The sequence below is a fragment of the Flavisphingomonas formosensis genome (assembly GCF_009755815.1).
GTDB classification, from domain to species: domain Bacteria; phylum Pseudomonadota; class Alphaproteobacteria; order Sphingomonadales; family Sphingomonadaceae; genus Flavisphingomonas; species Flavisphingomonas formosensis.
The window spans coordinates 1-24,755 of the sequence record NZ_WRPK01000005.1 but is presented as its reverse complement, the minus strand read 5'-3'; the positions used below and the strand labels follow the sequence as shown (position 1 = coordinate 24,755).

The window sequence follows — 24,755 nt, the reverse complement described above, 5'->3', positions numbered from 1 at the left end:
CCTCGGAAGCGGCGACCTCGCTGACGGATACATATGCGTCACTTGCGACCTCATCGATAGATCGAGCGGACTGGCCGCTCCACCTGCGATCATATCGAGCGTATCAGGGCAAAATTGTTTGGATCGCCTGCCCTTCCTTCCCAGCAGGCAAAATATCCCGCCCATTCCCCGATTGTGCGGGCATATTTTCCGCGGAGTCACTTGCCCCGTCATCCGGACAGATGCATTCTACCGTGGCCCCGCCAACGGCGATGGCTCCTTGGCCTGTGGAAAGGCCCACCCCCAGCGACGGGTTTGACGAAATAAATATCCCGCAGAAGCGGTACACGCATTCGCAACAGGCCAAATTTTCTATAGGCTTGCCGTAAGCTGGCGCGCATCTGGAAAAATGAAACCCGGATGGCCTCAAGCGACAGGGCGGTGTCATTGCGGGCGCGAGAACGATCGAACGCCATCAGATTGGAAGAAAAATGCCAGTCGAACCAACCGAAGCGCAAAAGCCATCCATTTGTTCGATACTGTACGGCGCCTTGCTCGTCGTTTTGCTGCTTCTGCCGCTCTACGGGCTGCGCGCGCAGGTCGACACGCCGCATAGGACTACGGGTAGCGTCACGTTATCGACAGGCCGGAAGCTGGCTTACACCGTCGAGATGGGGCGGATCCCGATCCGCGACGGCGCGTCGGACGAGATCAAGGCGTATATGTTCTTCGTCGCATACCGGGTTGCGTCGAGGGAACCACGCCCGATAACCTTTCTCTGGAATGGCGGCCCCGGAAGTCCCTCGGCGATCCTGCATCTCCAGTCGATTGGTCCGCGGCGGATCGACGCGAATGGAAAGGTCGTCGATTTTCAGGACACCGCGCTCGCCTCGACCGACCTTATATTCGTCGACGCGCCGGGAACGGGTTTCAGCCGGATAGCCAAACCGGAATTCGCGGGTCAACTCTATCAGACTCGCGGCGATGTGGCGGCTTTTACCGATTTTGTCAGGGCGTGGCGCCTGCTGTTCGCGGCGGAAGCTTCTCCGCTCTATCTGGTGGGAGAGAGTTGGGGCGGGTTCCGGGCGGCGGCGGTTGCCCACGCGCTGGAACAACGAAACATCCATGTCGGCGGCATAGTGGTGATTTCGGGTCGGGTCGGTCTGCCTAACGCGATGCCTGATCCCACGCTGCGGGCGCTGTATAATGTGCAACGCGCGGTGATCGCGCAGCATTACGGCAAGTTGGCGCCTGACCTGATGGCGAAGGATCCGGCGGCGTTGCAGGCAGCGGTTCGCGACTGGACGATGTCTGTCTATGTGCCGGCGCTGCAGAATCTCCAGAGCCTCGATGGCGCGCACCGTGCGGAAATCGCACGACAACTGGCGCACTATGTCGGGTTGCGGGAAGAGGATGTGAACCGCGATACGCTCATGGTCACCTCCACCCAGTTCCTGAAGGGGCTGCTGGCGAATGAGCACAAGACGCTCGCGACATTCGACATGACCCAGACGGCGGACAAGGACCTCGAAGGCGACCCGATCGCAGCCGAGCGCTACCTTCGCAAGACTCTCGGATATGTCACCGACCTCAGCTATATGAACTGGACGGAATTGAGCGGCTTTACGCCGGACGGCGGACCTGTTCAGAGCCCGAATGCCGTCTGGGATTATCACGAAGGCTTCTTCCAGATACCCATGCGCAATGACGAGATCGATAAAGAGAATGAGCGGCTGATCGCCAATGGTGAGCCGCCGCGGGGAGCGGATACGCCCGAGGCCGCAAAGGCGATGGCGCTCGATCCCAACATGAAGATGCTGATCGTCGATGGGCTGTACGATTCCATCTCAAGCTGCGCGAGCAAGCAGGAAATCGTCAGGCGGCAGGTGCCCGCCTTGCAACAGCGCATCCAGACGCGCTGCTATGCAAGCGGCCACATGGTCTATTACGAGGCCCTCAGCCGCGCGCAGTTCAGCGCGGACCTTCAGGCGTTCGTCAAATAAGTGGACAGCCGCGATCGTCAGACATGCACGGCTTCCAGGAAAAGTTCGATGTCGTCGCCGTCGTTGAAGACAGACGGCGAAACACGAATATAGTCCGCGTTATCGCCGATGCTGACGGCAATTCTCCGCGACCGGCATCTTTCGACAATCCGCTGATCGATGTCGCGCCTCGCAAATGCGGCGATAGGTGAATTCTGCTCCGGCGGCGTCAACGCGACATAGCCGAGATCACGCATCGCCGCCTGAAGCCTGCTTGTGAGCGGGCGACGATGAGCCGCGATCCTATCCACCCCGATGGCGAGGATATAGCTGATCGACGCCCGCAGACACCAGACTGCGGAGTGGCTCCAGGTGGAAACCTCGAACAGGCTCGCCGCACTGTCCGGCAACATCTGCCAGCTTCCTTCCGGCGGCCCCGGAGGATCGTTCGGAAACGCGTGATATTGGTAGTCTTTGAGTTGCAGCCAACCGGTCTGTACGCGGCGAAGATGCGGCAGCGCCTCCGGCCGAACATAGAGGAAGGCGGCGCCCCGATCCGCCTGGAGCCATTTGTGGCCGCCGCAACAGGCAAAATCGACGCCACTTGCCTTCACATCGATCGGTACTGCACCGGCCGCCTGGATGATGTCGGCATATATGAGCGCACCTCGATGGTGCGCGATGTCGCACAACTGCTTCAGATCGTGCATGAAACCGGAATGGCTCGCGACCAGCGAGACCGCGACGAGCCGGGTACCCGCCGTTATCGCGGCTTCCACGTCGGCCGGCATCATCCGATTTCCGCGCGGCGCGACCACCGCGACGTCGACGCCGTCCTTTCGCATCTCGCCATATTTCGCCAGCGAAGCCCAGTAGTGGAAGGCGTCGGTGACAATCCTGTCGCCTTTGCCGATTCCCATCGATGCGCCGATCAGATTTTCGCCGATCATGGTGCTGGGCACGATCGCGATATCGGTCGGCGCGGCATTGATCAGCCTGGCGAAAAGCGCCGCCGCCTGATCGCGCACTTCCGTCGTGTGCCAGGAATGCTCGGGCTCACCGAACCGTACGGATATGTAGTTTTGCATCGCCCGCAGTACAGGCAGGCTGAGCGGATGACCCGATGCGCTGTCGAGGTACACGCCGCCAAGATTGAAATCCGATTTGAGCGGTAATGCGCGCCCTTGGGCAAGTGCAGCGCCTGCGTTGGCACCGGAAAGCAGCGACGCTGCCAGAGTCGAACCTATCAGCGATCGTCTCGAAATATTCATCGGCTATTTCCTTGCACAGGACGTCGATCCACCGATCGTGAGCAGGCACCGAATACGGTTCGAGCACCGTGTCATTTCCCCAAAAATCCTTGGCCTCGCGGCGAAGGGTTTCACATGGAGCGCGGCGTAGATCTCGTCGGGGAAATAATGATAGCGGCCTTTGACGACCAATGTCGGGCGGCGCACCGCCGATATGTCCTGGGTTGGGTCTCCTTCGACCAAAAACATATCTGCAATTTTGCCGACTGCGATCGAGCCGTGATCCCTGTCCCGCTCCATATAGCGTGCCATGGCGAAAGTGGCGTTGCCCAGCGTTTCGGCGGGCGTCATGCCTGCGGCGACATATAGTTCGAGTTCGCGGTCAAAAGCGAAACCTTCGCCGTCGTCGGTGCCCGGTAGAAGGCGGATGCCGTTCTTGTGAAGTAACCGGATCATATCGATGATCTTGGCGAACGCCTTTTTGTATCGCGCATCCTCCTCCGCCGAATGGATCGGCATCCAGGTCTGGCGAACCTTCCTCCGCAGCCCGATGGGAAAATGGTCGATGACTGCAGCGAAGGTAGGTGGGGTTTCCCCGGCCCGGCTCATCATGAGCTGTTCCCTGATGGAAAGCGTGGTGTCCAAGGGGATATCCTTGCGGCGCATGTGGTCGATGGTCGCCATGACATTCGGCGAGGAAAGGTCGAGATCGGCGGCGCGCTCCATCGCTGTGGCACGCAGAGCGGTGCGCGCATCCTCCTGTGGCTTGAGCAGCCATCCAAGCATGAGCTGGTTGGAATGGGTGATCTCGTCATAGCCCGCGTCGATCATCTGATCGGGCGTGGCAAAGGCCGGCATGTGACCCGTCACACCCATATGCAGCGAATGCGCGAGCGCCGCGACGGGCTTGACCCATTCCGCGTGAAATGAATTGTACAACTTGATCTGCCAGTAGCCGTGCGCTTTGTACCAGCGGACGGCCTCCAGGGCGGAGGCAAGGTCGTCAACGAGGATGCCGCCGCTGGCCGAATAGGGGCTCTTGCCCTCTATGAAGCCATTATAGACGATATCGGGACCAGCCAGTGCGCCCGTCCTGATGTCCGCTACGGTTTTCAGCAGCCGGCTGTTGTCGTTCCCCATATCGCGCACGGTGGTTATGCCGGCGGCAAGGTACAGAAGACCGAAGTCTTCCGCATAGTGCGCGTGCATATCGTTGAGACCCGGCACCAGCACGCCGCCATTGCCCTCCACGACGATTTCAGCCGCTGGGTCCAGCGGCCTGTCCGTGCTGGGCAGCACGGCGGCGATCCGCCCGTCTTTCACCACGACGTCCGACAGATCGGAAAGACGCCGCGCCGCACCGTCGAAAATGCGGACATTGTGGATGCGTATGGGCCGTTCGACGATATGTCCCAGTCGCTTCTGGAGTTGCTCAAGCCGCGCGTGGTTCAGAGCGTCGAATGTCGTCCGCAGCAGCGGCGCCTGTGCCTCCCATCCCGTGCGGAGCGAGAGGATCTGATCGGCAAGCGTCGCAAAGACGCGGCCCCGGCGATCGAAGGCGATATAATCAGGCGCTGTATCGCGGCCGTCAATGCGGTAAAATGTGATTAGCTCGCTTCGCCCGCTGTTCGCGAGGCGTAGTTGCCGAAGCTCGGTGATGCGGAGCTCGCCATCCGGGATGGTCGCCAGCATGTGGCTCTTGCTGGCAAGCAGAGCGCGCCCGTAAACCGCAAGGCTGTAAGGGCTGGAATCCTTGGCAAGATACAGGCGGCCCCGCGCATCGGCCACCCGGCCGCTGTCAGCTTGACTCTGCCAGCTTGCTGCATTGCCGCGGCTGGAAAACCATTCCTCGACCTTGCCGCCGAAGTCCGATGTTCCTCTGATCGAATATTCGATAGGCAGCTTTCCGGTACCATAGACGATATGCTCAATATGTTGCGGTCCGCGACCGTTTTGATCAATTACGAAGTCCACTTCGGCGTTGCAGTCGGCGGTATGGGCGATGACGCGACCTGCCGGCATCTCTTCGGAAAAAATCGTGAGCTCTTCGGAGAAACGTTCGCAGGCCAGCGCTGCCACAGCCTGCCCGCTCGTGATCAGCACGGCAAACGCAAAACAGACCAGATTTCGCGTCAACATGATGTTCGTCGCCTCCTGACAATTCCCTCGCGCCGCATCGGTGGCGTGAGGGAATTGTCCTATACAGTGAGATTAACCTACAACTTGACTGACAACGAAGCTCCGATCGTCCTTGGCGTGATGACCGAGACCGCAATAGGATCCCTCGCACGGGAGCGGAGCGGCCTGCCACTCACGAATCCGCGGCTGTCGCCGACATTTCGAACGAAGAGCGTGGCGGTTACATTGCCGACATCGGCTCCGATCCGAAGATCCGCCGTGGTGAAGGACGGGAGGTTGAACCGTGTCTGGGTGCTGTTGGCAACAAAATCGCTCAGGCGCTGGCCGGTATAGAGCAGGTTCCCGGCCAGGAAGACCGACGTCTTCGCGCCCACGGGCATCCGATATTCGCCGCCCAGCGTCGCCGTCCACTTCGCGGAGAACGGCAGACGGTCTCCTTTGAACCCGTAGAAAGTGCCGGCTGGAGCGTCTTCGTTCATGACGGCATGGCTGTAGGTCAAGGAGCTCGAAAGATACAGCCCATCGAGCGGCTGGGCGCTGAGCGATGCCTCGACACCCTCGCTTTTCGCCTTGCCCGCATTCGTCAGATACGAATTGCCGGCGTTATCTCTTTGCGTGATCTGAATATTGGACCAGTCGATATAATAGGTCGCAAGCGTCCCCGAGAGACGACCGTTGTCTGTCTGACCTTTCATGCCGATTTCGTAATTCACCAGATCGTCGGACCGGAATGTCGGCGCGATGGTCGCCGGCAGGCCCGCATTCGCCCCGCCGGCACGAAAGCCGGAGGCCACGCGCGCGTAGATCATCAGATTCGTGGAGAAATGGTATCGCGGGCTCACGCTGAACGTGAACGGATTTTCCTTGGCTCGTGCGTCCGCCTGGAAAATAGGACCAGTATTATCCGTGTCGAATTCTGAGCTTTTGAAAAGGCTGTGACTGTAACGGCCACCAGCCTGGATATCGAATTGCTCGGATGCCTTCCAGGTCAGTGTCGCGTACGCCGCATATTCCCGATACGAGCTATGCGTGTTGGACTGATAAATGCTTGGTGAGACGATAGCGCCTGTGGCCTGATCCGCAGCGAATTCGTCTTGGAAGAGGAAGGACTTTTCATCGCCATAATAGACACCGGCGATATAACTGATTGGCTTGTCATCGCTGGACGTGATGCGGAATTCCTGGGTGAATTTCTTAGTGCTTACGTTGTTCACGAAATATGCGCCGGGGTTGGGCAGTCCGGTAACGTCTGCAGCATAACCGCCATCGACGAGCGTGAAATCCGAGGGATTCGCAAGTTTCGTGCGCGTATAGGCGGACAGCGAAGATAGGGTGACGTCACCGACTTCCTTGTCCAGGATCAGATCGTAGAACTGGACACGGGAGTGAAAACCGTCGGTTCCCGGCAGCCGGACGTGCTGGAGGTCGCCATAGAGTGGTTGCCCCGTGATGGTCGTGTCCATCTGTGAGGACATGTCTTGATCTTGTTTTTGATAGATCGCGCTGAGACAAATCTTGAACGTATCTGACAATTGACCCAGAATCGCGACGCGTCCGCCCAAGGCGCGCAAGTCATCCTGATTTTTCACGCCCTGACTAGGATCGGAAATATAGCCCGGATCCTTGCGATAGAAGGCGCTTAGACTGACAGCCAGCTTGTCATGGACCAACGGCGCGTTGACTGCACCGCGAACCGAATAACCGGTTCCACCGCCGCCGGTCACGCCGCTGAGCCCCGTCTGGAGCGCGCCGTTTATGTCGGTCAGCGATGGCGACATGGTCTGGAACTTGACCAATCCGCCCATGCTGCTCGCACCATATAATGTCCCCTGCGGTCCCCGCAGAACCTCGACGCTTTGCAATATGAAAGGATCGAGATCGGGAATGACCGACGAGCCGCCGCCAAAGACGGTGCTCGAGCCAAAGGGGATGTCGTCAATGGTGATACCAACCAAGGGGTTGCCGCCATTGCCGGAGGTCACGCCGCGAATGTTGATCTGCGTTCGGCCCGCCTGGCGCGTATTGATCTGCACTCCGGGTACCGCGATCAAATAGTCCTTGGCCTGAACTACGTTGCCATTGACCAGCACCTGAGCGGGAATTGTCGTTACGGCCATAGGAACGTCCAGCAGCCGCTCCTGGCGCTTTTGCGCCGTCACGACAATGTCACCATCCGAGTTTACCGCGTCGATGGCCGGCAGAGTTTCCGCCTGGGCTGCCTGGGCAGCGTTGAGCGCAAAAACGCTGACACAGAGAAAAAGGCCTATATTGATAGCGGCCCTGCTTTTGCGATTGGCCCGTGAATTGAACGAAGTAGCGTCCGATGTTATGAGCATTTGGCCCCCCCCTTGTGACTCTTCGACGCTAACACCGGCTTGAGGAGATATTCTGCCTCATGCTGCCCGCATGATCGCGGCAACGGAAAAAACATCCCCGCAAGCAGGGATGATGAAATTCTATTCCTTCGTAGTGGCAAGTCGTTGCCCGAACGAGCCCGGAATCGTTGGAACGACACTTGCGATTCTAATCGCATCGGCCGGGGCAAGTCTTATCCCGCTCTTCACCGCCAGATGCTTCTGGAAGCTGTCACGAAAGCTGCGCATAGGCATGCGCCGCATCGCGAACATCCGCTCCTCGTCCGTCAGCGGATGCCCAGCAAAACCGGATCACTGCCGTCGAAACGCGTCGTCCGATCCATCCTCTTTGCGAAACGGTGGTGACGGAGTCGCCGGCCTTTAGACCCAGCCGATCGGCGGCCGCGCGATGGATCCGGAGCCCGCCATCGACCTCGGCGACGGTGGCGTAGGTGGTGCGGAAGGAGGCGAGATGGCGGCGGCGGCGATAACCCTCAGACCGCCGTCGACGCTCTCGACGATGCCGACGACGACGGCGTCACGCGCGTCGCGCAGCGTGGCGATACTATCGGTCGGTGCCGTCATCGTCGGCCCGCCATCGAAAATGTCGATGTAGCGATCGTAGACGAAGCCTTCAGTCTGCAGCATCCGCTGGGCCGCCCGTCCCGACGGATGCGGCACGCCGAGCGCCGCCGCCGCGCTTTCGGGCAGCATCGCGGTGTAGATCGGATGCTTGGGCATTAGATCGGCGATGAACTGAAGGCCGCGCACCGCTTTATATTCGTCGGCCTCGCGGAACGTCATGCCGAAGAAGCGGCCGACGACGCCGTCCCAGAAAGGTGAGCTGCCGGCCTCGTCGATCACCCCGCGCAATTGGGCCATCGTACGATCCGCGAAGCGGGCGCGATGGACGCGGATGAACAGATAGCGGCTCCGCGCCAGCAACGCGCCGCTGCCTGAAGACCGCACATCAGGTCGAAGGAACAGCCCGCCGACCTCGCTGCAGCCATTGTGATCGGTGACGAGGGTGAGCATTTCGACCCGGATCGAGCGGCCGAGTTCGCCGCTATAATGGGTGAAATTGTCCGTACGGAAACTGTAATGCGGCCAAGCGCTGCCGATCTGTGAGAATATCTGGCACGTCCCCTGTGCCCGGCCGGTCCGGGTATCTTCGAGCAGGAACATGAACATGTCCTCGCCCAGACGGTCGTCGCCGCGCGCGAAGGCCGCCGCCGCGCTCTCCAGCTTCGATCGCAGCTTGCCGCGATCAGCGGGCACGTTGGTGAAGCCCCCGCCCGTGGTCTTGGCCATCTCGTAGATCGATTGCAGATCGGCGGGTTCCGCCGCGCGCCAGACCGACGTCATACGCGCGGCCTGTCGCCACTCGTCGCGCGATTGCCGTCCGCGGTCGGTGCTTCGAAGCTCGCGACCGGGCAGGCACAATAATCGGCGGCATAATAAGCGCTCGGCCGGTGGTTGCCGGACTCGTCCAGGCCGCCGAAGGGCGTACTGCCGGCCGCGCCCGTCGTTGGCCGGTTGCAGTTCACCACCCCGGCGCGCGCCTCGACCAGAAAGCGTTGCCACAACGCGTCGTCGACAGTGACCAGCCCCGCCGACAGGCCGAAGCGCGTGGCATTGGCGTGGCGGATCGCCGCATCTACATCGGCGACGCGCCGCACCCGCAGCACCGGCGCAAAAATCTCCTCGTCCGGCGTAGCCTGGCTGTCGATACCGGTGACGTCGAGCAGGGCCGGCTGGACGAAGGCGGGATTCCGCCCGGCAACCGGCGCCAACGGCCGGATTACGTCGGCGCCGAGCGCGATCAGGCGGTCGACCTGCGCGCGTGCGCCTTCGGCGGCTCGTGCCGACACCAGGGGACCGAGATAAGGCTCGGGCGTCTCATTCCAGGCGCCGATCGGCAGTTGATCGATCAACGCGGCGACCGCCTTGACCACCGCCGCGCCGAACGGGCCATCGGGCAGAATCAGGCGTCGCGCGCAACTGCAACGCTGCCCGCTCGTCGCATAGGCCGACTGGACGAAGATCGCCGCGACCTCGGCGACATCGCCGTGCCAGGCGATCAGCGGATTGTTGCCGCCCAGTTCCAGCGCCAGGATCACCTCGGGGCGGTCTGCGAACAGGCGACGGAAATGCCGCCCGGTCGCCGCCGAGCCCGTGAACAACAGCCGGTCGATCTCCGATCCGACCAGCGCCTCCCCGGTCTCGCGCGCGCCCTGGACGAGATGGAACACGCCGTCGGGAAGCCCGGCCTCGTTCCATGCGTCGGCCATCGCCGCGCCCACCGCCGGGGTCAGTTCGGAGGGTTTGAAGACGATCACATTGCCGGCGAGGAGCGCCGGTACGATATGGCCGTTCGGCAGATGGCCCGGGAAATTATAGGGGCCGAGCACGGCCGTCACGCCATGCGGGCGATGGCGGAGGATGCTCTCGCCGAACGGCATCGCGGCGCGCCGCTCGCCGGCCCGCTCTGCCTGAGCGATGATCGACAGTTCGACCTTACCGATCATGGCCGCGACTTCCTGGCGGCATTCCCAGAGCGGCTTGCCGGTTTCGCGCGCAATCAATTCGGCCAGCGCCTCGGGCCGGACCGACAGGACCTCGCCATAAGCCCGGACCACCGCGAAGCGCACCTCGACCAGCGTCGCCCGCCAGCCTGCCAAGGCAGCGCGCGCGGCAGCGACCTCCGCCTCGACCTCGGCTGCGGAGGCCGGCGGACCGGACCAAATGATCTCGTCGGTCGCCGGACAGGTCGAGACGAACGCCTTCGTCGTTGCTTCCTTTTCATGCTCGCCGGCCCGCTGCCCTCGACGAAGGCGTAAGCGCAGATCTCCAGCGGCTTCTTCGCTTCGAACGCGATCGTGACGCGGGTCTTCATGTTGCCTCTAAATGTCATTAATCCCTCGCGGAGCTTGGCTTGCGTCGAGGCACCGCGCGCTAGGCCGAGCGACGAAGGCGGCCCCACAGGCTATTGTCCGACAGGATTTCAGCCGCCGCGTTGTGACCGGGAGCGCCCGTCACACCGCCGCCGGGATGTGCGCCGGCGCCGCACATGTAGAGCCCCTTCAGCGGCCCGCGGTAAGCGCCATGTCCCAAAATCGGCCGAGCCGACCAAAGCTGGTCGAGGCTCATGGCGCCATGCATGATATCGCCGGCGGTAAGTCCGAACTTCCGTTCGAGATCGAGCGGCGAATGAATTTGGCGCGCGATGACGGATGCCTTGAACCCCGGCGCCCATGTCTCGACCGTGTCGATTATGAGGTCAGCCGCGGTTTCACGCTGGTCGTCCCAATTGCGGCCGTCGGGCAGTTGCGGTGCGAATTGCTGGCAGAAAAGGCTGGCCACATGTGCGCCCGCAGGCGCGAGGCTGTCATCCACGGTGGTCGGTATCAGCATCTCGACGATAGGCGCCTTGGAGAAACCGGTCTGCTTCGCGTCGGTAAATGCGCGATCCATATAGTCGAGGGTGGGAGCAATGATGATGCCGCTCTGATGGTGCTCCCCCGGCTCAGGCAGACAGGAAAACCGGGGCAGCTCGGAGAGCGCCACGTTCATCCGGAAGGTCCCGGATCCTGCCTTGAAGCCTCTCACGCGACGACGAAACTCGGACGGCAAGTCCTCCGGTGCAATCAATTTGTCATAAAGCAGTCGAGGACCGACGTTCGCAATGATCGCGGCGCCGAATATCTCGCTACCATCCTCAAGGCGAGCACCAACCGCGCGGGTGCCATCGACCAGCACCCGATCCACCGCGGCCGAGGTGGAAATCTCGACACCCAGATCCTCACAAGCGGCCCGCATCGCCTGGGTGATCGCCCCCATTCCGCCGATGGCATGGCCCCACGCACCCTTTTTGCCATTCACTTCGCCGAAGACGTGGTGAAGCAGGACATAAGCCGATCCCGGCGTATCGGGACTGGCATAGTTTCCCACCACCGCATCGAAGCCGAATGCGGCTTTCACGGCTTCGCTTTCGAACCAACCGTCGAGGAACGTCCGCGCCGATTTGGTGAAAAGATCCAGCACGTCGCGTTGCTGGGAAAGGCTCAGCTTGGCCAGACCCCGCCCCTGCCTGGCCGCGGAGATCAGCGTGCCGATTCCGTCCCCAATATTGGGCGGAGTACGAAGCGCCAGATCCCGCAACACTTCCGCGACGGTTTCCAGCGACGCATAATAATCGGCAAGAACATGGGCATCATTGCAGGAAAATTTGCTGAATTCAGCTTTCGTGCGATCGAGCCCGCCGCCGAGCTTGAGGAAGCGGCCATCCTCCTGCGGGAGAAAGTTGGAGATTGGTCGTTCAACGATCCTGAGCCCGCGTGCCGCGAGCTTCATGTCGCGGATCACTTTCGGCTGCAGCAGGCTGACGGTATAGCTGGCCACCGAATTACGGAAGCCGGGATGAAATTCCTCGGTAACGGCGGCTCCGCCCACGATGTCGCGGCGCTCCAGCACACGAACCGTCATGCCTGCGCGCGCGAGATAGAAGGCACAGACGAGGCCGTTATGGCCGCCGCCGATGATGACGGCGTCATATTTCTTGATCATGATTTTTGTCCTGGCTCACAGTCAAAGATGACCACCCAAACGCCGACCATGGCTCCAGAATAGAGCGTTGCCGACCGCCTGCCGTCGCCTGTCAATGAGGTGTCGGCTGCAAGTTAATCAGGTTACGCAAGGCGATTCTTTCTGTTTGGCACCCATCGCGAGGCTTTCCAGCACGATGTTCCACCAAATGCCGGCAACCGGGATTTTCTTTCCTTCATGCCAATCTGCGCGTCGACTTAAGGGGAATCATGGTCCGAACGAGGCCGGCTCATCTGGAAGAGGTCGGTCTGCCGCGCATACCAGTTTGAACCGTGCATCCGTGCCACCAACCGAAGCGCAGGGGTATCGACATGCCGCGCGCCTTCGATCAGGAATCGATCGTCGATATGGGCGACGGCAACCTTGCCGATCACGAGCAACTGCCGGGGAGAAGTCCAGATTTCCTGCAGGGCGGTGCATTCAAAGCTTACCGGCGCGCCGGCAATTCTGGGAGCAGCCACGCGAACCGACGGGACTGTCGCTATATCGGCTCGCTCGAGTTCATTTTGCCCAGAAGGCATCTCGGCCGCTGTCGCGTTCATTGCTTCGGCCTGCTCTTCGGTCACCAGATTGACGACGAACTCACCTGTCACAACGATATTGCCGGCCGTATCCTTGAGCATGTCATTGTCGCGCGGCATGAAGCCCAGCGCGATGATCGGCGGATCGTCCCCCATCATGTTGAAAAAACTGAAAGGGGCGGCATTAGGCACGCCAGAGGCGGAGAGCGTCGTCACCCATGCGATCGGGCGGGGTGTGATGGTCGCGGTGAGCAGTTGATAGCGGCGTTTGCGTGGCAGCGCCTCCAGGTCGAATATCATGCTCCGTTACATGTCTCGATCGCCAGCCGGGGCCGCTCGTCGACCTTGAGTGTGAAGATATCCGGTCGCGCATAATGCCCCGTCACGTCGAAGTCGTAGCGCGCCCGCACCACATCGTCCGTGTCGATGTCCGCGAACAGGATGGCATCCTCGTCGAACACAGGGCCCGCGAGCACCTCCCCGAGCGGACCGATGATCGCGCTGCCCCCGCGCATCAGAACGACATCGCCGTCGTCGCCTGATGCACATTCATAATCGGCGGGGTAGGCGGATCGCCGAATATGCTGGCACGCGCTGAAGACGAAGCATCGCCCTTCCATCCCGATATGCCGCATCGACGGCAGCCAGCTGTCGCGATCATCCGCCGTGGGCGCGCAATAGAGGGTGACGCCTTTACCATACATCGCCAGCCTGAGGGCCGGCATGTAATTTTCCCAGCAGATCACCGCGCCTACGTTGCCGATGCCAGTCTCGACCACGGGCAAGGTCGAACCGTCGCCAAACCCCCAGATCAATCTTTCGGCGGCGGTGGGCATCAATTTGCGATGCTTGGCCAAGGTGCCCCGCGAGCCATCGATGATGAGCGCGGTGCAATAAAGCGTGGCGCGGGTCCGTTCGATGATTCCGATCACGACGACGACGCCATGCCTCTCCGCCGCTTGCCGGATTTCAGCGACCTCTGGCCCATCAACAGACACGGACGCCGCATGATAGGCGCGGAACGCCTCACGTCCTTCCGCGGACCGCTGCCCCACCACCGTTCCGAAGTCCGCGCCCTTGGGATAGCCTCCGATGAAAGCTTCCGGGAAGACAATCAGCCGGGCTCCTCCGGATGCGGCTTCATCGATGAGACGAGCGGCCTTCTCCGATGTGGCAATACTATCGAATGGCACCGCACCGGCCTGCACCACCGCTGCGCGAAATGTCTCGTTTCCAAGCACCGCCCGTCCTTTCAGAATACGCTGTTCGCCTCATGCATGCAGCCTCGTGCGCAGCGACCAAAGTTCCGGGAAGAAGCGGAGCTCGGTGACGTGGCGAAGCCACCCGACACCTGCGGATCCGCCCGTGCCCGGCTTGAGGCCCAATATGCGCTGGACGGAAACAAAGTGCCGCCAACGATATTGCGTGAAGAGATCATCGATCGTGATCAACGCTTCGGCCACGCGGTAGAGATCATTCTCTGGCACAGGCTCCGCATAGACCTGCAACCATGCATCTTCCACGGCGCCACTTGGCTGGTAGGCCTGCGACCAATCGCGATCCAGCCGGTCCTGCGGAATGGCGAAGCCTCTGCGCGCCATCAGAGCCAACACATCGTCGTATAGGCTTGGTCCATTAAGCGCGGCTAGCATCTGCGGATAGACGTCCGGGTTGTTGGCGTGTGCGTCCGCCAATATTGCGGACTTGTTGCCCAGAATGAACTCCACATGTCGATAAGCGTAGGACTGCTGGCCCGAGGACGTCCCAAGATGATTGCGAAAGCCATTGAAATCCGCAGCCGTGATCGTCGACAAAACGTCCCACGTCTTGATGACCAGCTCCACCTCGCGCGTGGCGCGCGGAACGAGATCGAGCATACCGACCACGTCATCTTCCCGAATGCGCGCCTGCATGTTGAAAAACTCATAGTGAACGGCGCGAAACAGCAACTCCTTGACCTGAGTCATCAGGATGAAGGGCAGCTCGGCATAGGCATCACTGCGCATATGCTGGAGGCTGTGGAGTAGGTCGTTACGGTGATAGTCTATATAAGGGTTGCTCTCACCCGCGAACTCGACAAGCGGCTCGCCGACCGTCTGGGACACCATCTTCTCACGGCTCTCGTCCGTGGTAACGCCGATGTCACGCACCAATGAAAGCTCCAGACTCCGCGATCGGATATCGGGTAGTATTCGCTTGCGGTTCACGACGATGACACCTTTCAGAACGCGCCGAAGCACCTTGCCGGCAAAGCTAGTCGCATCATGGCGCGAGTTGGTGCCTCATTGATCAGGTTTTTGGCGGTCATTTGCAAAATACGCTCGAAAGCCTCCCATGAGGAGGAGGATTTTTCCCTGACTGCCGGAAGCGAAAGCGTCGTGATCGGGCGATAAGCTTGGGGATGGCGTCATCCAATGATGCTGCCCATGTGAAATTGTGTACCGGATTGCGGCGTCACGGGGAAAATGTCCACCGGGATCGGCGGCAGCATAGCCCAGAAAGAAATCATCGCTCGCATCGCCCCCCTATCCTGTCTGCGATGGCAGGCGAAGCGCACGGGCGCGGCGCGGAGGGTGCAAATGAATACGCGCTTCGATTCTTATCGTGAAACCACACCCGGCCGGGCCAATGTGGGCGATAGCCCGGACCTGCTCGCTTATTATGGGCGCTTGTCCGAACTAGGTGCTGGCGCGCTATGGACGGTCGCTAACAAGATCGAACCCTGGCAGCCGGTTCCGCATTCGGCTCCGATGATTTGGCGCTATCTAGATTTGCGCGAAGCCGTGCTGCGGGCACTGAAGCTCGTTTCGCCGGAAGAGGCTGGTCGCAGGGTCATCTATCTGGCCAACCCGAACCGTCAGGATGTGGCTGCTGCGGTGGGCTGGCTTTATTCGGGTCTGCAAGTGATGGCGCCCGGCGAATGCGCTTCCAGCCATCGTCATTCGGCGTCGGCGTTGCGCTTCATCATGGAAGGCAGCGGTGCGTTCACCAACGTCGATGGCCATAAGATGACGCTCGGACGCAACGACTTCGTTCTCACACCCAATGGCACATGGCACGAGCATGGTGTCGCCGAGAACGGCACGAACTGCATCTGGCAGGACGGGCTCGACATTCCGCTCGTCAATGCGCTGGAAGCCGGCTTCTATGAAGTCCATCCCGACCTGCGGCAGGCCATATCCTATCCGATCGACGAGAGCAGTTCGATGTGGGGATCGCCGGGCCTCCGCCCCGCCGGGGCTGATTGGCAAAGGCGCTATTCGCCGCTCCTGAAATATGAGTGGGAGCCGACGTACGAGGCGCTGTGCCGCTATGCCGCAGTGTATGACGGATCCCCGTTCGACGCCATCCATATGGACTATGTAAATCCTGCGACCGGCGGCCCGGTCATGACAACGATGGGGGCCTCGATCCAGATGCTGCGCCCTGGCGAACGCACCAGGGCCCATCGCGAGGTCGGGAATTTCGTCTATCAATGTGCGAAGGGCTCGGGCTGGTCGATCATCAACGGCCAGCGATACGACTGGTCCGAACGGGACATCTTCGTTGTCCCTTCCTGGACGTATCATGAGCATGGCAATTCCTCGCAGACCGAGGATACCTGCCTGTTCTCTTTTCACGACCTCCCCGCAATGCGCGCCCTTGGTCTGTACCGCCAGGAAGCTCTTGGCGAAAATGGCGGTCACCAGCCCATAACCTGAAATCGAGGAAAGTTTATGCGTCTCGTGTCCTATCGTGCGACGATCGAAAGTGCCGCGTGTCTCGGTGCCCTTGTTGATGACCTCGTTATCGACATGGGGCGGCTGGGCGAGAAGGCGGGTGAACCGCTGCCCGCCACGATGCTGGACTTCATCGACGCGGGGCCTGTCGCGATAGACGTCGCGGCGGCGTTGCTCGCGAAACGTGACTGGCCGCTGGGCGGTGCGCTGCCCGTGTCCAATGTGCGGCTGCTGGCGCCCATCCCGCGCCCTCGCAAGAACATATTCGGCATCGGCCTCAACTATCTCGATCATGTCGCGGAATCCGCCGAGGCGCTGGATACCTCACCCGACCTGCCGAAGCAGCCCGTCATTTTCTCGAAACCACCCACCACTGTCATCGGTCCGGGCCAGCCCATCCCTCATGACGCGGCCATCACCCGGCAGCTGGACTGGGAGGTGGAACTGGGCGTCGTGCTGGGCGTGACCGCACGCCGCGTGTCGCGCGCCGACGCGCTGCGGCACGTCTTTGGCTACACGGTGCTGATCGACATCAGCGCACGGGATTGCCGTCGCGCGGGTCAATGGATTTATTCCAAGGGACAGGATGGCTATGCACCCATGGGTCCCTGCATCGTCACGAAGGATGAGATTCCGGATCCGCAGCTTCTGGACATCTGGCTCAACGTAAATGGCGTCGAGAAGCAGCGGTCGAACACCAGCCACATGCTGTTCAAGGTCGATGAGCTGATCGCCGACATCAGCCAGGGGATAACGCTGGAACCGGGAGATATCATCGCCAGCGGCACCCCCGCCGGCGTCGGAGCCGGCCTTGATCCACAGGAATGGCTGTGGCCGGGTGACGTCATCGACTGCGGGGTTGAGAGCATCGGCACGCTCCGTCACAACGTCGTTGCGGCCTAGCCGCACAATTTTTTCACAAGGTCCAGCGACGGAAACGCCCTGTCGCTGCTATAACGGAAGTTGACCGCCCACTTATGCGGGCCGACCGCTTTGTCGTAAAGCTGCCGCGTAGAGAATTTCTGTCAGGCTACGCCGTGCATCAGCCGCTTCAGCAGCGGCGAGATGGCGATCAGAAGCACACCCGCCGCCACTGTCCAGAGCCCGCCGATCATGAAGCTGTGCAGATAATTCTGCAAGCTGAGCTGGGGATTGAGAACTTGTCCGCCGATCGTGGGGGTCGCCGCGGCCTCGGCGATCGCACCGGCTATATAGTCGGCGACGGACATTGACAGGAACCACACGCCCATCATCACCCCGACAAGGCGCGCCATCGCCAGCTTCGTTATCATCGACAAGCCAACGGGCGAGATGCAGAGCTCGGCGAGCGCGCCAAGAAAGTAACTGAGGACCAGCCACCAGACCGATACCCGATATTGTCCGTTGGCGAAGGATCCGCTCGCGGCGAGCAGCAGGAAACTGATGCCGACCAGGATTAGCGCGATGCCGAACTTCAGCTGGATGGACGGCTCCCAGCCGCGACGAGCCAATTTCAGCCAGAGCCAGCCGAGGAGAGGGGCGAACAGGATGATCGAGATCGGATTCACATTCTGCATCTGGGCCGCCGATACCGAAACCCCGAACAGCGTGAGCGTCGTATTTCGTTCGGCGAACAAGATCAGCGATGTCGCAGCCTGCTCGCTCAGCGTCCAGAAGGCGATGTTGAACACGATCAATATGATGGCGGCGAGCATCATCTGCGCTTCCATCCGTGTCCCTGACCGGAGGGCCCATAATGGCAGGCCGAACACGGCCAACAGGAATGTCAGGAACAGCAGCTTTGCCAGCAACGGGAGCGCCCAGAAATAACCGGCAAGGCCGGTGCCGACCGTCGCCTCCGAGGTGTGCATCACATTCGCGAACATGAAGGCCAGCAGCGCTACCGCCATCAACGATGCCAGCAGGATCGCGATTGTCCGGTTTGCGCCCTGGCCCTGGGGCGGCTCGCCATATCCCGCCAACTGGCCGCCATCGAAAGTCAACACCAGGTAGCTGATCAACATTCCGACGCCCACGACCATGAACCCGGCCCACCAGCCGAACCAGTCGACCACGATGGGGCATAATAGCTGGCTTCCGATCGAGCCGATATTGATCCCCCAATAGAAGATCGTGAAGCCCGCGTCGCGGCGGCGGTCGTCGGGTGGATAGAGCGTACCGACGATCGTCGAGATATTCGGCTTGAAGAAGCCGTTGCCTACCGCGGTGAAACTGAGGCCCACGAGCATCAGCAACAGGTGGAATTGCGATCGCTCCCCGTCGGCATGGAAACGGGCTTGCGGCACCGTCTGCGCGACCGCTCCATCGTGCGTTACCAGATCGACGGAGCCATCGAGGAGACCACGAATCCTCAAAATCTCTCCGTCTCGTAAGATCGTCTGCGTTTTCGCTCGCGGATGCATGAGCGAACCGCCATGGCTCTCGGTGACGTCGTAACGCGCGCCATCGATCGTGACGTAAGGCTTGGCGGGTTCGCCTCCGAAGCAGAGCAGAAAATAGCCGAGGGCCATCAATATGGCGCCACACTTCACCGATCGCTTGGACCCCAGATAACGATCGGCCAGCCAACCGCCGATCAGGGGAGTCATGTAGGCCAGACTGAAATAGGCACCGACGAGGCTGTTCGCCTCCGCTCCGATAAGAAAGTGGTAGCTGAGATAGAGCACCAGCAGCGCACGCATCCCATAGGCCGCAAAGCGTTCCCAAGCCTCGATGGAGAATAGCCGGGCCAACTGCCTCGGATGGCCGAGCCACAGCTTTCCCTCTGCTCTACCGGCAGTGCTCATTGACGTTCCTTCGGTGGTTGGGTGCGGCGCAGCGGCGAATTGGCGAGATGGTCAGCGGGCTCTGGCTACGCCGTCAGATCATCGCCCTGGCTTCTCGGACCGCACGATTCGCTTCGTTCATCGCGTTCATCATGTTCATCCGACCGCTGAGTTCGGAATGCGCAAAGTGGATGCGCCCGAAAGGTTTCCGCAAAATATCGCGCGGGCTATCGGACCCATCTTGACTGTAAAGGAAGCCCGGCGGAGGAGCGGAGAAGCAATGCCCCCAACGATTGAGGATCACCCCGGCGATGTCCCGGCGGGCATCGAAACCATAGGCACCGAACATCGCCGTCATCTGCTCCCGAATCTGGCGCTCGAAATCAGCATAGGGGGTGGAGAGAATTCTCTGCCGCGCGAGCGAACCCTGAATCTCCGGGGCCTGGCCGGGATATAGGAAGGGAATATAGAATGTGAGAACGATGGGACTGTCAGGCGTTAGCGCAGCCTGCCCGGAATGCAGGACCATGTTACGGCGGACGACGACGTGCCAGCCTAGGCCCTCGAACCAGCGAGCGGCCGAAATGCCCAGTTTGTCGAAGAACCGCCAGTTTCGGATGGCGACATTGACGGTCAGTTCGGGGCCATAGTTCATTCTGGCATAGGCATTGGCATGCGCTTCACCCAAATCGCGCACCACGCGACGGCATACCCATCCGCCGATGGCCATAATGACCGTCTTGGCCCGGACTCGGTGCAGCTTGCCGCCATTGACATAGGTGATCAGCACCGAACCCGCCGTGCGTGGGTCGCCGTCATGTTCCACGCGAACAACGGTGGAGTTCAGCTTCAGCCGGACAGACTGGCCGGGCCGATCCAGCGCGGCGAAATCGAGATTTCCTGTGACAATAGTATCGAGGCTCTCTGGTCCGGGCAGGCTTCCCGGAATCGTCTTGCGCAGCATTGCCCGCAGAATCGCCGCATTTCCTCCGGGGAATGAGATATCCTTGACTTCATCACCGCTTTGGCCCGCCGGCGCGGGAGGTTCCGTCAAAGGGAAGCCAAGCAAGCTCACCGCCGCCGCGGAGACTGCGTCGGCAGCCACACCGAACTGGCCGCATGCGAAAGCGGGTGTGACCCATCGCTCGACAACCTCACCGTAACCGGCTTTCCGCAAGAGCTGGGCATAGGTCATGGAATCGAGCCACCGATCGACGTCCTTGACGCCTGTCAGGACATCGCGGCGGCCATTGAAGAAGTCGTCCATCTGGACCTGGTCATCAGCGCTCCAGGGCGTGTTCGCAAATTTCGCCGCCGCGGGATTTTTGACCCAGCCTTTTTCTCCGAAGAAATACCCGACGGAATATGGCTTCTCATCCAGCATCGGTCCGAAATGGTCATGCGGGAGATTGTACCGCTCGGCGCCTCCGGCCAACGGCTCCAGATCGTAGCTCTCCGGCAAGCCGAGGTCATCCCAGTATCTGGCCGCGATCTCGACGCGCGTACCTTTCCAATCTCGGCCGCTGGGCAGGATCGAGCCATTCGATCCTTGAGGCGCAACGAGGCGATGGCCGTCGACCTCGAACATGTTCTCTTTCGCCTCACCCCCCGGCATGGCATGGTTTTCGAGGATCAATACGCTCTGACCCGGCTTCAATGTCCGCTTGAGTTCATATGCCGATGTAAGCCCGCTGAAGCCGCCTCCCACGACGACCGCGTCGACTTCTTCCTCGATCGACACCGTCGGCAGTTCATCATAAGCTCCGTCCCGCATGGCATGCGCGGCATTCATGACGGCTTCTGTATTTCCATTCGCCCAGGCATAATCCCCAAGGCCGCCAAAACCGTTCCAGGCCGATCCGGAGGGTGAAAATGCGCCGGCGTTGGCGGCCTGCAAGGGGGCTCCGCTCCCAACTGCCAACGCTGCGCCGACCCCCACCAGTGCGCCATTGACGAAATCCCGTCTCGAGATTGGGCAGGTCATACCGAGCAAGTCGTCGCCGCGCTTTTTACCGCTCAATTATCGTCTCCTGAGACCGAAACCGGAGGAGCCGCCACCCGTTTAACCCGTCCGATCCAGTGCCTGCTTTCCACAGGCTGCTGACGTGCGTGGGCCAAGTCAGACGGGAAAATCTGCTCATCCATTTTCCAATGATAAGCGGCACCATGCAATGTTACATTTCCTTTGCGCGTCATCACGAGGTGTCGGGAGCAAATCCTTACCAGCCTTGACCGGTGCGAGGAATATTTGACCATTTGCGGGGGTCGGAAGCCAGCGTTCGCAACGTGCAGAACTGCATCCTCACCTATTGAACCGATATTCCGCCGATGATGCACGCGCGGGATTAATTTTGCGGCGGGGGTAGGGAAAGGGCCTCCATAAGGTCAAAAAGTGGCCGTCTCAGATGCTAGCGATATGACATGGATGACCTGCTAGACGACCTGCTGTTTGCCTACGGCCCGGATCTGGAGCGCGAATATTCGCCGTCGTCGGTGGCTGCAGACTTCGCGGAATCCGTCGCTCGCTATCGCTCGCTGAGTGACGAGGCTCTCCGCTCGTTTTCCTGGCAGCACATGGCCTACGGACCCGGAGTGGACGAAGTCGTCGTGCTTGCGGGAGATATTCGGTCAGCCCGCCACGTCCACCTTTTCATTCATGGTGGCTATTGGCAGGAGTTATCGTGGAAGGACGCTTTGTTCCCAGCGCGCGGCTTCACAAGCGAGGGCATTACCTATGGTGCGATCAATTACAGCCTTGCGCCGTTGGTAACGCTCGATCAAATCTTGGATCAATGCTGCCGCGCTATTCTCGCGGTCACACGCGCGACTCAACAAGCCGGATTAAAAGCCCGAATCAGTCTTTCGGGGAGTTCTGCCGGCGCTCATCTGGCCGCGATGATGGCCCTGAGCGACTGGTCGTCCGTCGGTCTCGCTGTAAACCCGGTTTCGGCCCTGATTCTTATGAGCGGCATCTATGCATTGCGGCCGCTGACTCACACATCGATTAATGCGGCCCTCGGCTTGAGGATCTCTGATGCCGACCGTCTGAGCCCGCTCCTTTTGCCAGCTCGGGCTACGTGTCCCACACTCATCGCTTGGGGCCAATTTGAGACCGCGGCATTCAAAAGCCAAAGCAAGCTGTTTGCCACTCATTGGGAGACAAGTGGCAATTATATTACCGCCCTAGAAATATCAGGAAAATCTCATTTTGATATCGTTTTCGATTTATCTGACGAGGGTACGGAACTGGGAAGACATACGTTCCAACTTCTACGGGAGGATTACAAACAGTCATGAAATCATATAATCGGCGTTATTGCATCTCAGCTCCAGCACAGGAACGTCTTATTATTATCCGGGCGGGAGCGATTAATTTCTGCAGATGCCTGCCCTTTACGACCGGAGAAGCATGATGACGCCACCGTCCATGTTCGACAACTTGGCCGCTCTTGACGCCGCAGACTCTTTGAGAGGTAAGCGGGCGCTCTTCCATATACCCGACGGCCTGACGTATCTCGATGGCAATTCCCTGGGATGCTTACCGCTCTCCGCGCAAAAGCGTGGCAACCAAGTCATCGGTGGCGAATGGGGGGATGGACTGATCCGCTCATGGCTGGCGGCGGACTGGCTGACCCTCTCGCAGCGCGTCGGCGATCGGATTGGCCGTCTGATCGGCTCCGCAGCGGGCCAGATAGTCGCGGGCGATTCGACCTCGATCAATCTTCACAAGATGCTGCATTCAGCTCTGGATCTTCGACCCAATAGATCGACGATATTGACCGATCAGGGCAATTTTCCAACAGATCTGTACATTATCGACGGCGTTGCAAAGCAACGCGGAAAATGGGTCAGGAAATTGCCGCCAAGTGAGATTCTTGCTTCGATAAATGAAACAGTTGCCGTCATCGTGCTCACGCATGTCGACTATAAGAGCGCGGCTATTTACGACATGGAGGAAATTACCGCCCAGGCTCATGCGAATGGTGCGCTCGTGATATGGGATCTGGCCCATACCGCCGGTGCCGTGCCTTGCGACCTTGATCGCTGCCAGGTTGATTTTGCTATCGGGTGCGGCTACAAATATCTGAATGGTGGGCCAGGTGCGCCCGCCTTTTTATATGTGGCGAGATCTCATCAGTCGCATGCGAGACAACCCTTGCAAGGATGGTTTGGTCATAAAACGCCATTCGATTTCTCATCGGCTTTTGACCCTGCTGCCGGCATCGTCCGATTTTTGTGCGGTACGCCGTCGGTGATCGCGCTCTCGGTTCTTGACGGCGCGCTGGACGTGTTCGAAGGCGTCGAAATGGCCGCTCTTCGCGAGAAAAGCGACAGCATGGTCGCTGAATTTCTAACCTTATATGATACCTATCTCGAGCCGGAAGGCTTCGTTTTGATCAGCGAGCGCGATTCGCGACGTCGGGGAAGCCACGTCGCTTTTAGCCATCGCAACGGATACGAGATCATGAGAGCACTAGCGGACCGGGGCGTGATCGGAGATTTTCGCGCGCCCGACGTGCTGCGCTTCGGTTTTGCACCGCTTTATAACCAATTTTCTGAGATCGGAGTGCTTGTCGCTTCGATACTCGAGATCATGCACTCAGGCGCGTGGAAACAACCCGATTATGCAGTCCGACAGGCAATCACCTGATAGCGATTGTGACGCTTTTGGTCGGGAATTCTCAAAGCCAAGCGACTTGCGAAATACGCAGAGGGATTTTCTTGCAGGATAAGGGCGGAAGAAGGGAATGGAGTAGATGCCCTCCTCGCTCCACCACCTGCTTCGTCGCAATCACCGAATGTCGTCCAAGTTGCCCCACAACTCGCGGTAGCGCTTGAGGGTCAAGTGCCGCCCGTACGGCGTATCTCGCCGTCGTACGGAGTTCCGGTGATGAGTACATATCTGACTCAGCCACGGCGAAAGTTCCGGACGTGCCGGCCTTCAAGCCCTCCGATCCCGGCGACGCCGGAAAGTATCATGGTCCGCTCGACTTCCTCGGTTAGAAGCGCCAGCACGCGATCGACCCCCTTTTCACCGGCTGCGGCGAGGCCGTAGAGATAGAGACGGCCAATCGCACAAGCCGTTGCGCCGAGAGCGATCGCCTTCACCACATCTGACCCGCGCCGTATGCCGCCATCGCAGATGACGTCGGGGCCATCGCCCAACGCATCCCGCACCGCTGCGATCTGATGAATGGGCGCTGGAACCCCATCGAGCTGCCTCCCCCCGTGATTGGAAACGATCACGCCGGACGCGCCCGAAGCTATCGACCTCTTTGCATCCGCAGGCGTCATGATTCCCTTGACAGCTAGAGGGCCGCTCCATTCGCTCGCAAGCCACTCCAGATCGCGCCAAGTGACGGTGCGATCGAACTGGCCGCCGATATAGTCGAACAGGCTTAACGGGGGGGGCGCGGGCGGCGCGGGGGCGGCGGGGGGGC

General features: G+C 60.4%; 16 protein-coding genes and 1 pseudogene. 5 read left to right on the top strand and 12 right to left on the bottom strand.

Annotated features, from left to right (window positions below; translation table 11 throughout):
* Nucleotides 1–470: 470 nt before the first annotated feature.
* Nucleotides 471–1,982 (top strand): alpha/beta fold hydrolase, encoded by a 1,512-nt coding sequence (locus GQY20_RS14685; RefSeq protein WP_157217892.1) that lies wholly within the window; start codon nucleotides 471–473, stop codon nucleotides 1,980–1,982.
* 17 nt (nucleotides 1,983–1,999) lie between these two features.
* Here the strand turns inward: GQY20_RS14685 and GQY20_RS14680 are convergent, their stop codons facing one another.
* The 9 genes and pseudogenes from GQY20_RS14680 to GQY20_RS14640 all read right to left on the bottom strand — a co-directional run bounded on the left by GQY20_RS14680 (nucleotide 2,000) and on the right by GQY20_RS14640 (nucleotide 14,980).
* Nucleotides 2,000–3,232 (bottom strand): aminotransferase class V-fold PLP-dependent enzyme, encoded by a 1,233-nt coding sequence (locus tag GQY20_RS14680; RefSeq protein WP_157217891.1) that lies wholly within the window; start codon nucleotides 3,230–3,232, stop codon nucleotides 2,000–2,002.
* Between the two features lie 3 nt (nucleotides 3,233–3,235).
* Nucleotides 3,236–5,350, bottom strand: coding sequence for an amidohydrolase family protein (locus tag GQY20_RS14675; protein ID WP_157217890.1), 2,115 nt, complete (start codon nucleotides 5,348–5,350; stop codon nucleotides 3,236–3,238).
* A 77-nt stretch (nucleotides 5,351–5,427) separates the two neighbouring features.
* The gene (locus GQY20_RS14670) at nucleotides 5,428–7,686 is read right to left on the bottom strand and encodes a TonB-dependent receptor (protein WP_157217889.1); all 2,259 of its coding nucleotides are present in this window, start codon (nucleotides 7,684–7,686) and stop codon (nucleotides 5,428–5,430) included.
* 367 nt (nucleotides 7,687–8,053) lie between these two features.
* Nucleotides 8,054–9,069 (bottom strand): annotated as a pseudogene (locus GQY20_RS14665) (arginine N-succinyltransferase); the annotation flags it as partial.
* Nucleotides 9,066–10,550, bottom strand: a complete 1,485-nt coding sequence (gene astD / locus GQY20_RS14660) for a succinylglutamate-semialdehyde dehydrogenase (protein WP_157218250.1) — start codon at nucleotides 10,548–10,550, stop codon at nucleotides 9,066–9,068. The pseudogene GQY20_RS14665 and the gene astD, both read right to left, overlap by 4 nt.
* 109 nt (nucleotides 10,551–10,659) lie before the next feature.
* On the bottom strand, nucleotides 10,660–12,270 hold the full coding sequence (locus GQY20_RS14655; protein WP_157217888.1) for a phytoene desaturase family protein: 1,611 nt from the start codon (nucleotides 12,268–12,270) through the stop codon (nucleotides 10,660–10,662).
* Nucleotides 12,271–12,506: 236 nt separating this feature from the next.
* Nucleotides 12,507–13,130 carry a flavin reductase family protein gene (locus GQY20_RS14650; RefSeq protein WP_157217887.1) on the bottom strand — a complete coding sequence of 208 codons (624 nt, stop codon included), beginning with the start codon at nucleotides 13,128–13,130 and terminating at the stop codon, nucleotides 12,507–12,509.
* Nucleotides 13,127–14,071 carry a carbon-nitrogen hydrolase family protein gene (locus GQY20_RS14645; protein WP_157217886.1) on the bottom strand — a complete coding sequence of 315 codons (945 nt, stop codon included), beginning with the start codon at nucleotides 14,069–14,071 and terminating at the stop codon, nucleotides 13,127–13,129. Before GQY20_RS14645 ends, GQY20_RS14650 begins: the two co-directional genes overlap by 4 nt.
* A 30-nt stretch (nucleotides 14,072–14,101) precedes the next feature.
* Nucleotides 14,102–14,980, bottom strand: coding sequence for a tryptophan 2,3-dioxygenase (locus tag GQY20_RS14640; protein WP_198350972.1), 879 nt, complete (start codon nucleotides 14,978–14,980; stop codon nucleotides 14,102–14,104).
* A gap of 429 nt (nucleotides 14,981–15,409) precedes the next feature.
* Between GQY20_RS14640 and GQY20_RS14635 the strand changes: the two genes are divergently transcribed.
* Nucleotides 15,410–16,531, top strand: coding sequence for a cupin domain-containing protein (locus tag GQY20_RS14635; RefSeq protein ID WP_157218249.1), 1,122 nt, complete (start codon nucleotides 15,410–15,412; stop codon nucleotides 16,529–16,531).
* A 15-nt stretch (nucleotides 16,532–16,546) separates the two neighbouring features.
* On the top strand, nucleotides 16,547–17,452 hold the full coding sequence (locus tag GQY20_RS14630; RefSeq protein ID WP_157217884.1) for a fumarylacetoacetate hydrolase family protein: 906 nt from the start codon (nucleotides 16,547–16,549) through the stop codon (nucleotides 17,450–17,452).
* Nucleotides 17,453–17,574: 122 nt separating this feature from the next.
* On the opposite strand, the gene GQY20_RS14625 is transcribed toward GQY20_RS14630, so the two are convergent.
* Together GQY20_RS14625 and GQY20_RS14620 are read right to left on the bottom strand one after the other, a co-directional pair.
* Nucleotides 17,575–19,335, bottom strand: a complete 1,761-nt coding sequence (locus GQY20_RS14625) for a peptide MFS transporter (protein ID WP_157217883.1) — start codon at nucleotides 19,333–19,335, stop codon at nucleotides 17,575–17,577.
* A gap of 73 nt (nucleotides 19,336–19,408) precedes the next feature.
* Nucleotides 19,409–21,334 (bottom strand): NAD(P)-binding protein, encoded by a 1,926-nt coding sequence (locus tag GQY20_RS14620; protein WP_157217882.1) that lies wholly within the window; start codon nucleotides 21,332–21,334, stop codon nucleotides 19,409–19,411.
* 401 nt (nucleotides 21,335–21,735) lie between these two features.
* Between GQY20_RS14620 and GQY20_RS14615 the strand changes: the two genes are divergently transcribed.
* Together GQY20_RS14615 and kynU are read left to right on the top strand one after the other, a co-directional pair.
* Complete coding sequence (locus GQY20_RS14615) at nucleotides 21,736–22,611, top strand: alpha/beta hydrolase (protein ID WP_157217881.1); 876 nt, start codon at nucleotides 21,736–21,738, stop codon at nucleotides 22,609–22,611.
* 115 nt (nucleotides 22,612–22,726) lie between these two features.
* On the top strand, nucleotides 22,727–23,965 hold the full coding sequence (gene kynU, locus GQY20_RS14610) for a kynureninase (protein ID WP_198350971.1): 1,239 nt from the start codon (nucleotides 22,727–22,729) through the stop codon (nucleotides 23,963–23,965).
* Between the two features lie 257 nt (nucleotides 23,966–24,222).
* Here the strand turns inward: kynU and GQY20_RS14605 are convergent.
* Nucleotides 24,223–24,755: alpha-hydroxy acid oxidase (locus tag GQY20_RS14605; protein ID WP_198350970.1), on the bottom strand; the 533-nt coding region annotated here is incomplete at its 5' end.

Bases quoted from the DNA above. Each gene is read 5' to 3' on its own strand.
- GQY20_RS14685 (WP_157217892.1), top strand. From the start codon at position 471: ATGCCAGTCGAACCAACCGAAGCGCAAAAGCCATCCATTTGTTCGATA.
- GQY20_RS14680 (WP_157217891.1), bottom strand. From the start codon at position 3,232: ATGAATATTTCGAGACGATCGCTGATAGGTTCGACTCTGGCAGCGTCG.
- GQY20_RS14675 (WP_157217890.1), bottom strand. From the start codon at position 5,350: ATGTTGACGCGAAATCTGGTCTGTTTTGCGTTTGCCGTGCTGATCACG.
- GQY20_RS14670 (WP_157217889.1), bottom strand. From the start codon at position 7,686: ATGCTCATAACATCGGACGCTACTTCGTTCAATTCACGGGCCAATCGC.
- GQY20_RS14655 (WP_157217888.1), bottom strand. From the start codon at position 12,270: ATGATCAAGAAATATGACGCCGTCATCATCGGCGGCGGCCATAACGGC.
- GQY20_RS14650 (WP_157217887.1), bottom strand. From the start codon at position 13,130: ATGATATTCGACCTGGAGGCGCTGCCACGCAAACGCCGCTATCAACTG.
- GQY20_RS14635 (WP_157218249.1), top strand. From the start codon at position 15,410: ATGAATACGCGCTTCGATTCTTATCGTGAAACCACACCCGGCCGGGCC.
- GQY20_RS14630 (WP_157217884.1), top strand. From the start codon at position 16,547: ATGCGTCTCGTGTCCTATCGTGCGACGATCGAAAGTGCCGCGTGTCTC.
- GQY20_RS14625 (WP_157217883.1), bottom strand. From the start codon at position 19,335: ATGAGCACTGCCGGTAGAGCAGAGGGAAAGCTGTGGCTCGGCCATCCG.
- GQY20_RS14615 (WP_157217881.1), top strand. From the start codon at position 21,736: ATGGATGACCTGCTAGACGACCTGCTGTTTGCCTACGGCCCGGATCTG.
- kynU (WP_198350971.1), top strand. From the start codon at position 22,727: ATGACGCCACCGTCCATGTTCGACAACTTGGCCGCTCTTGACGCCGCA.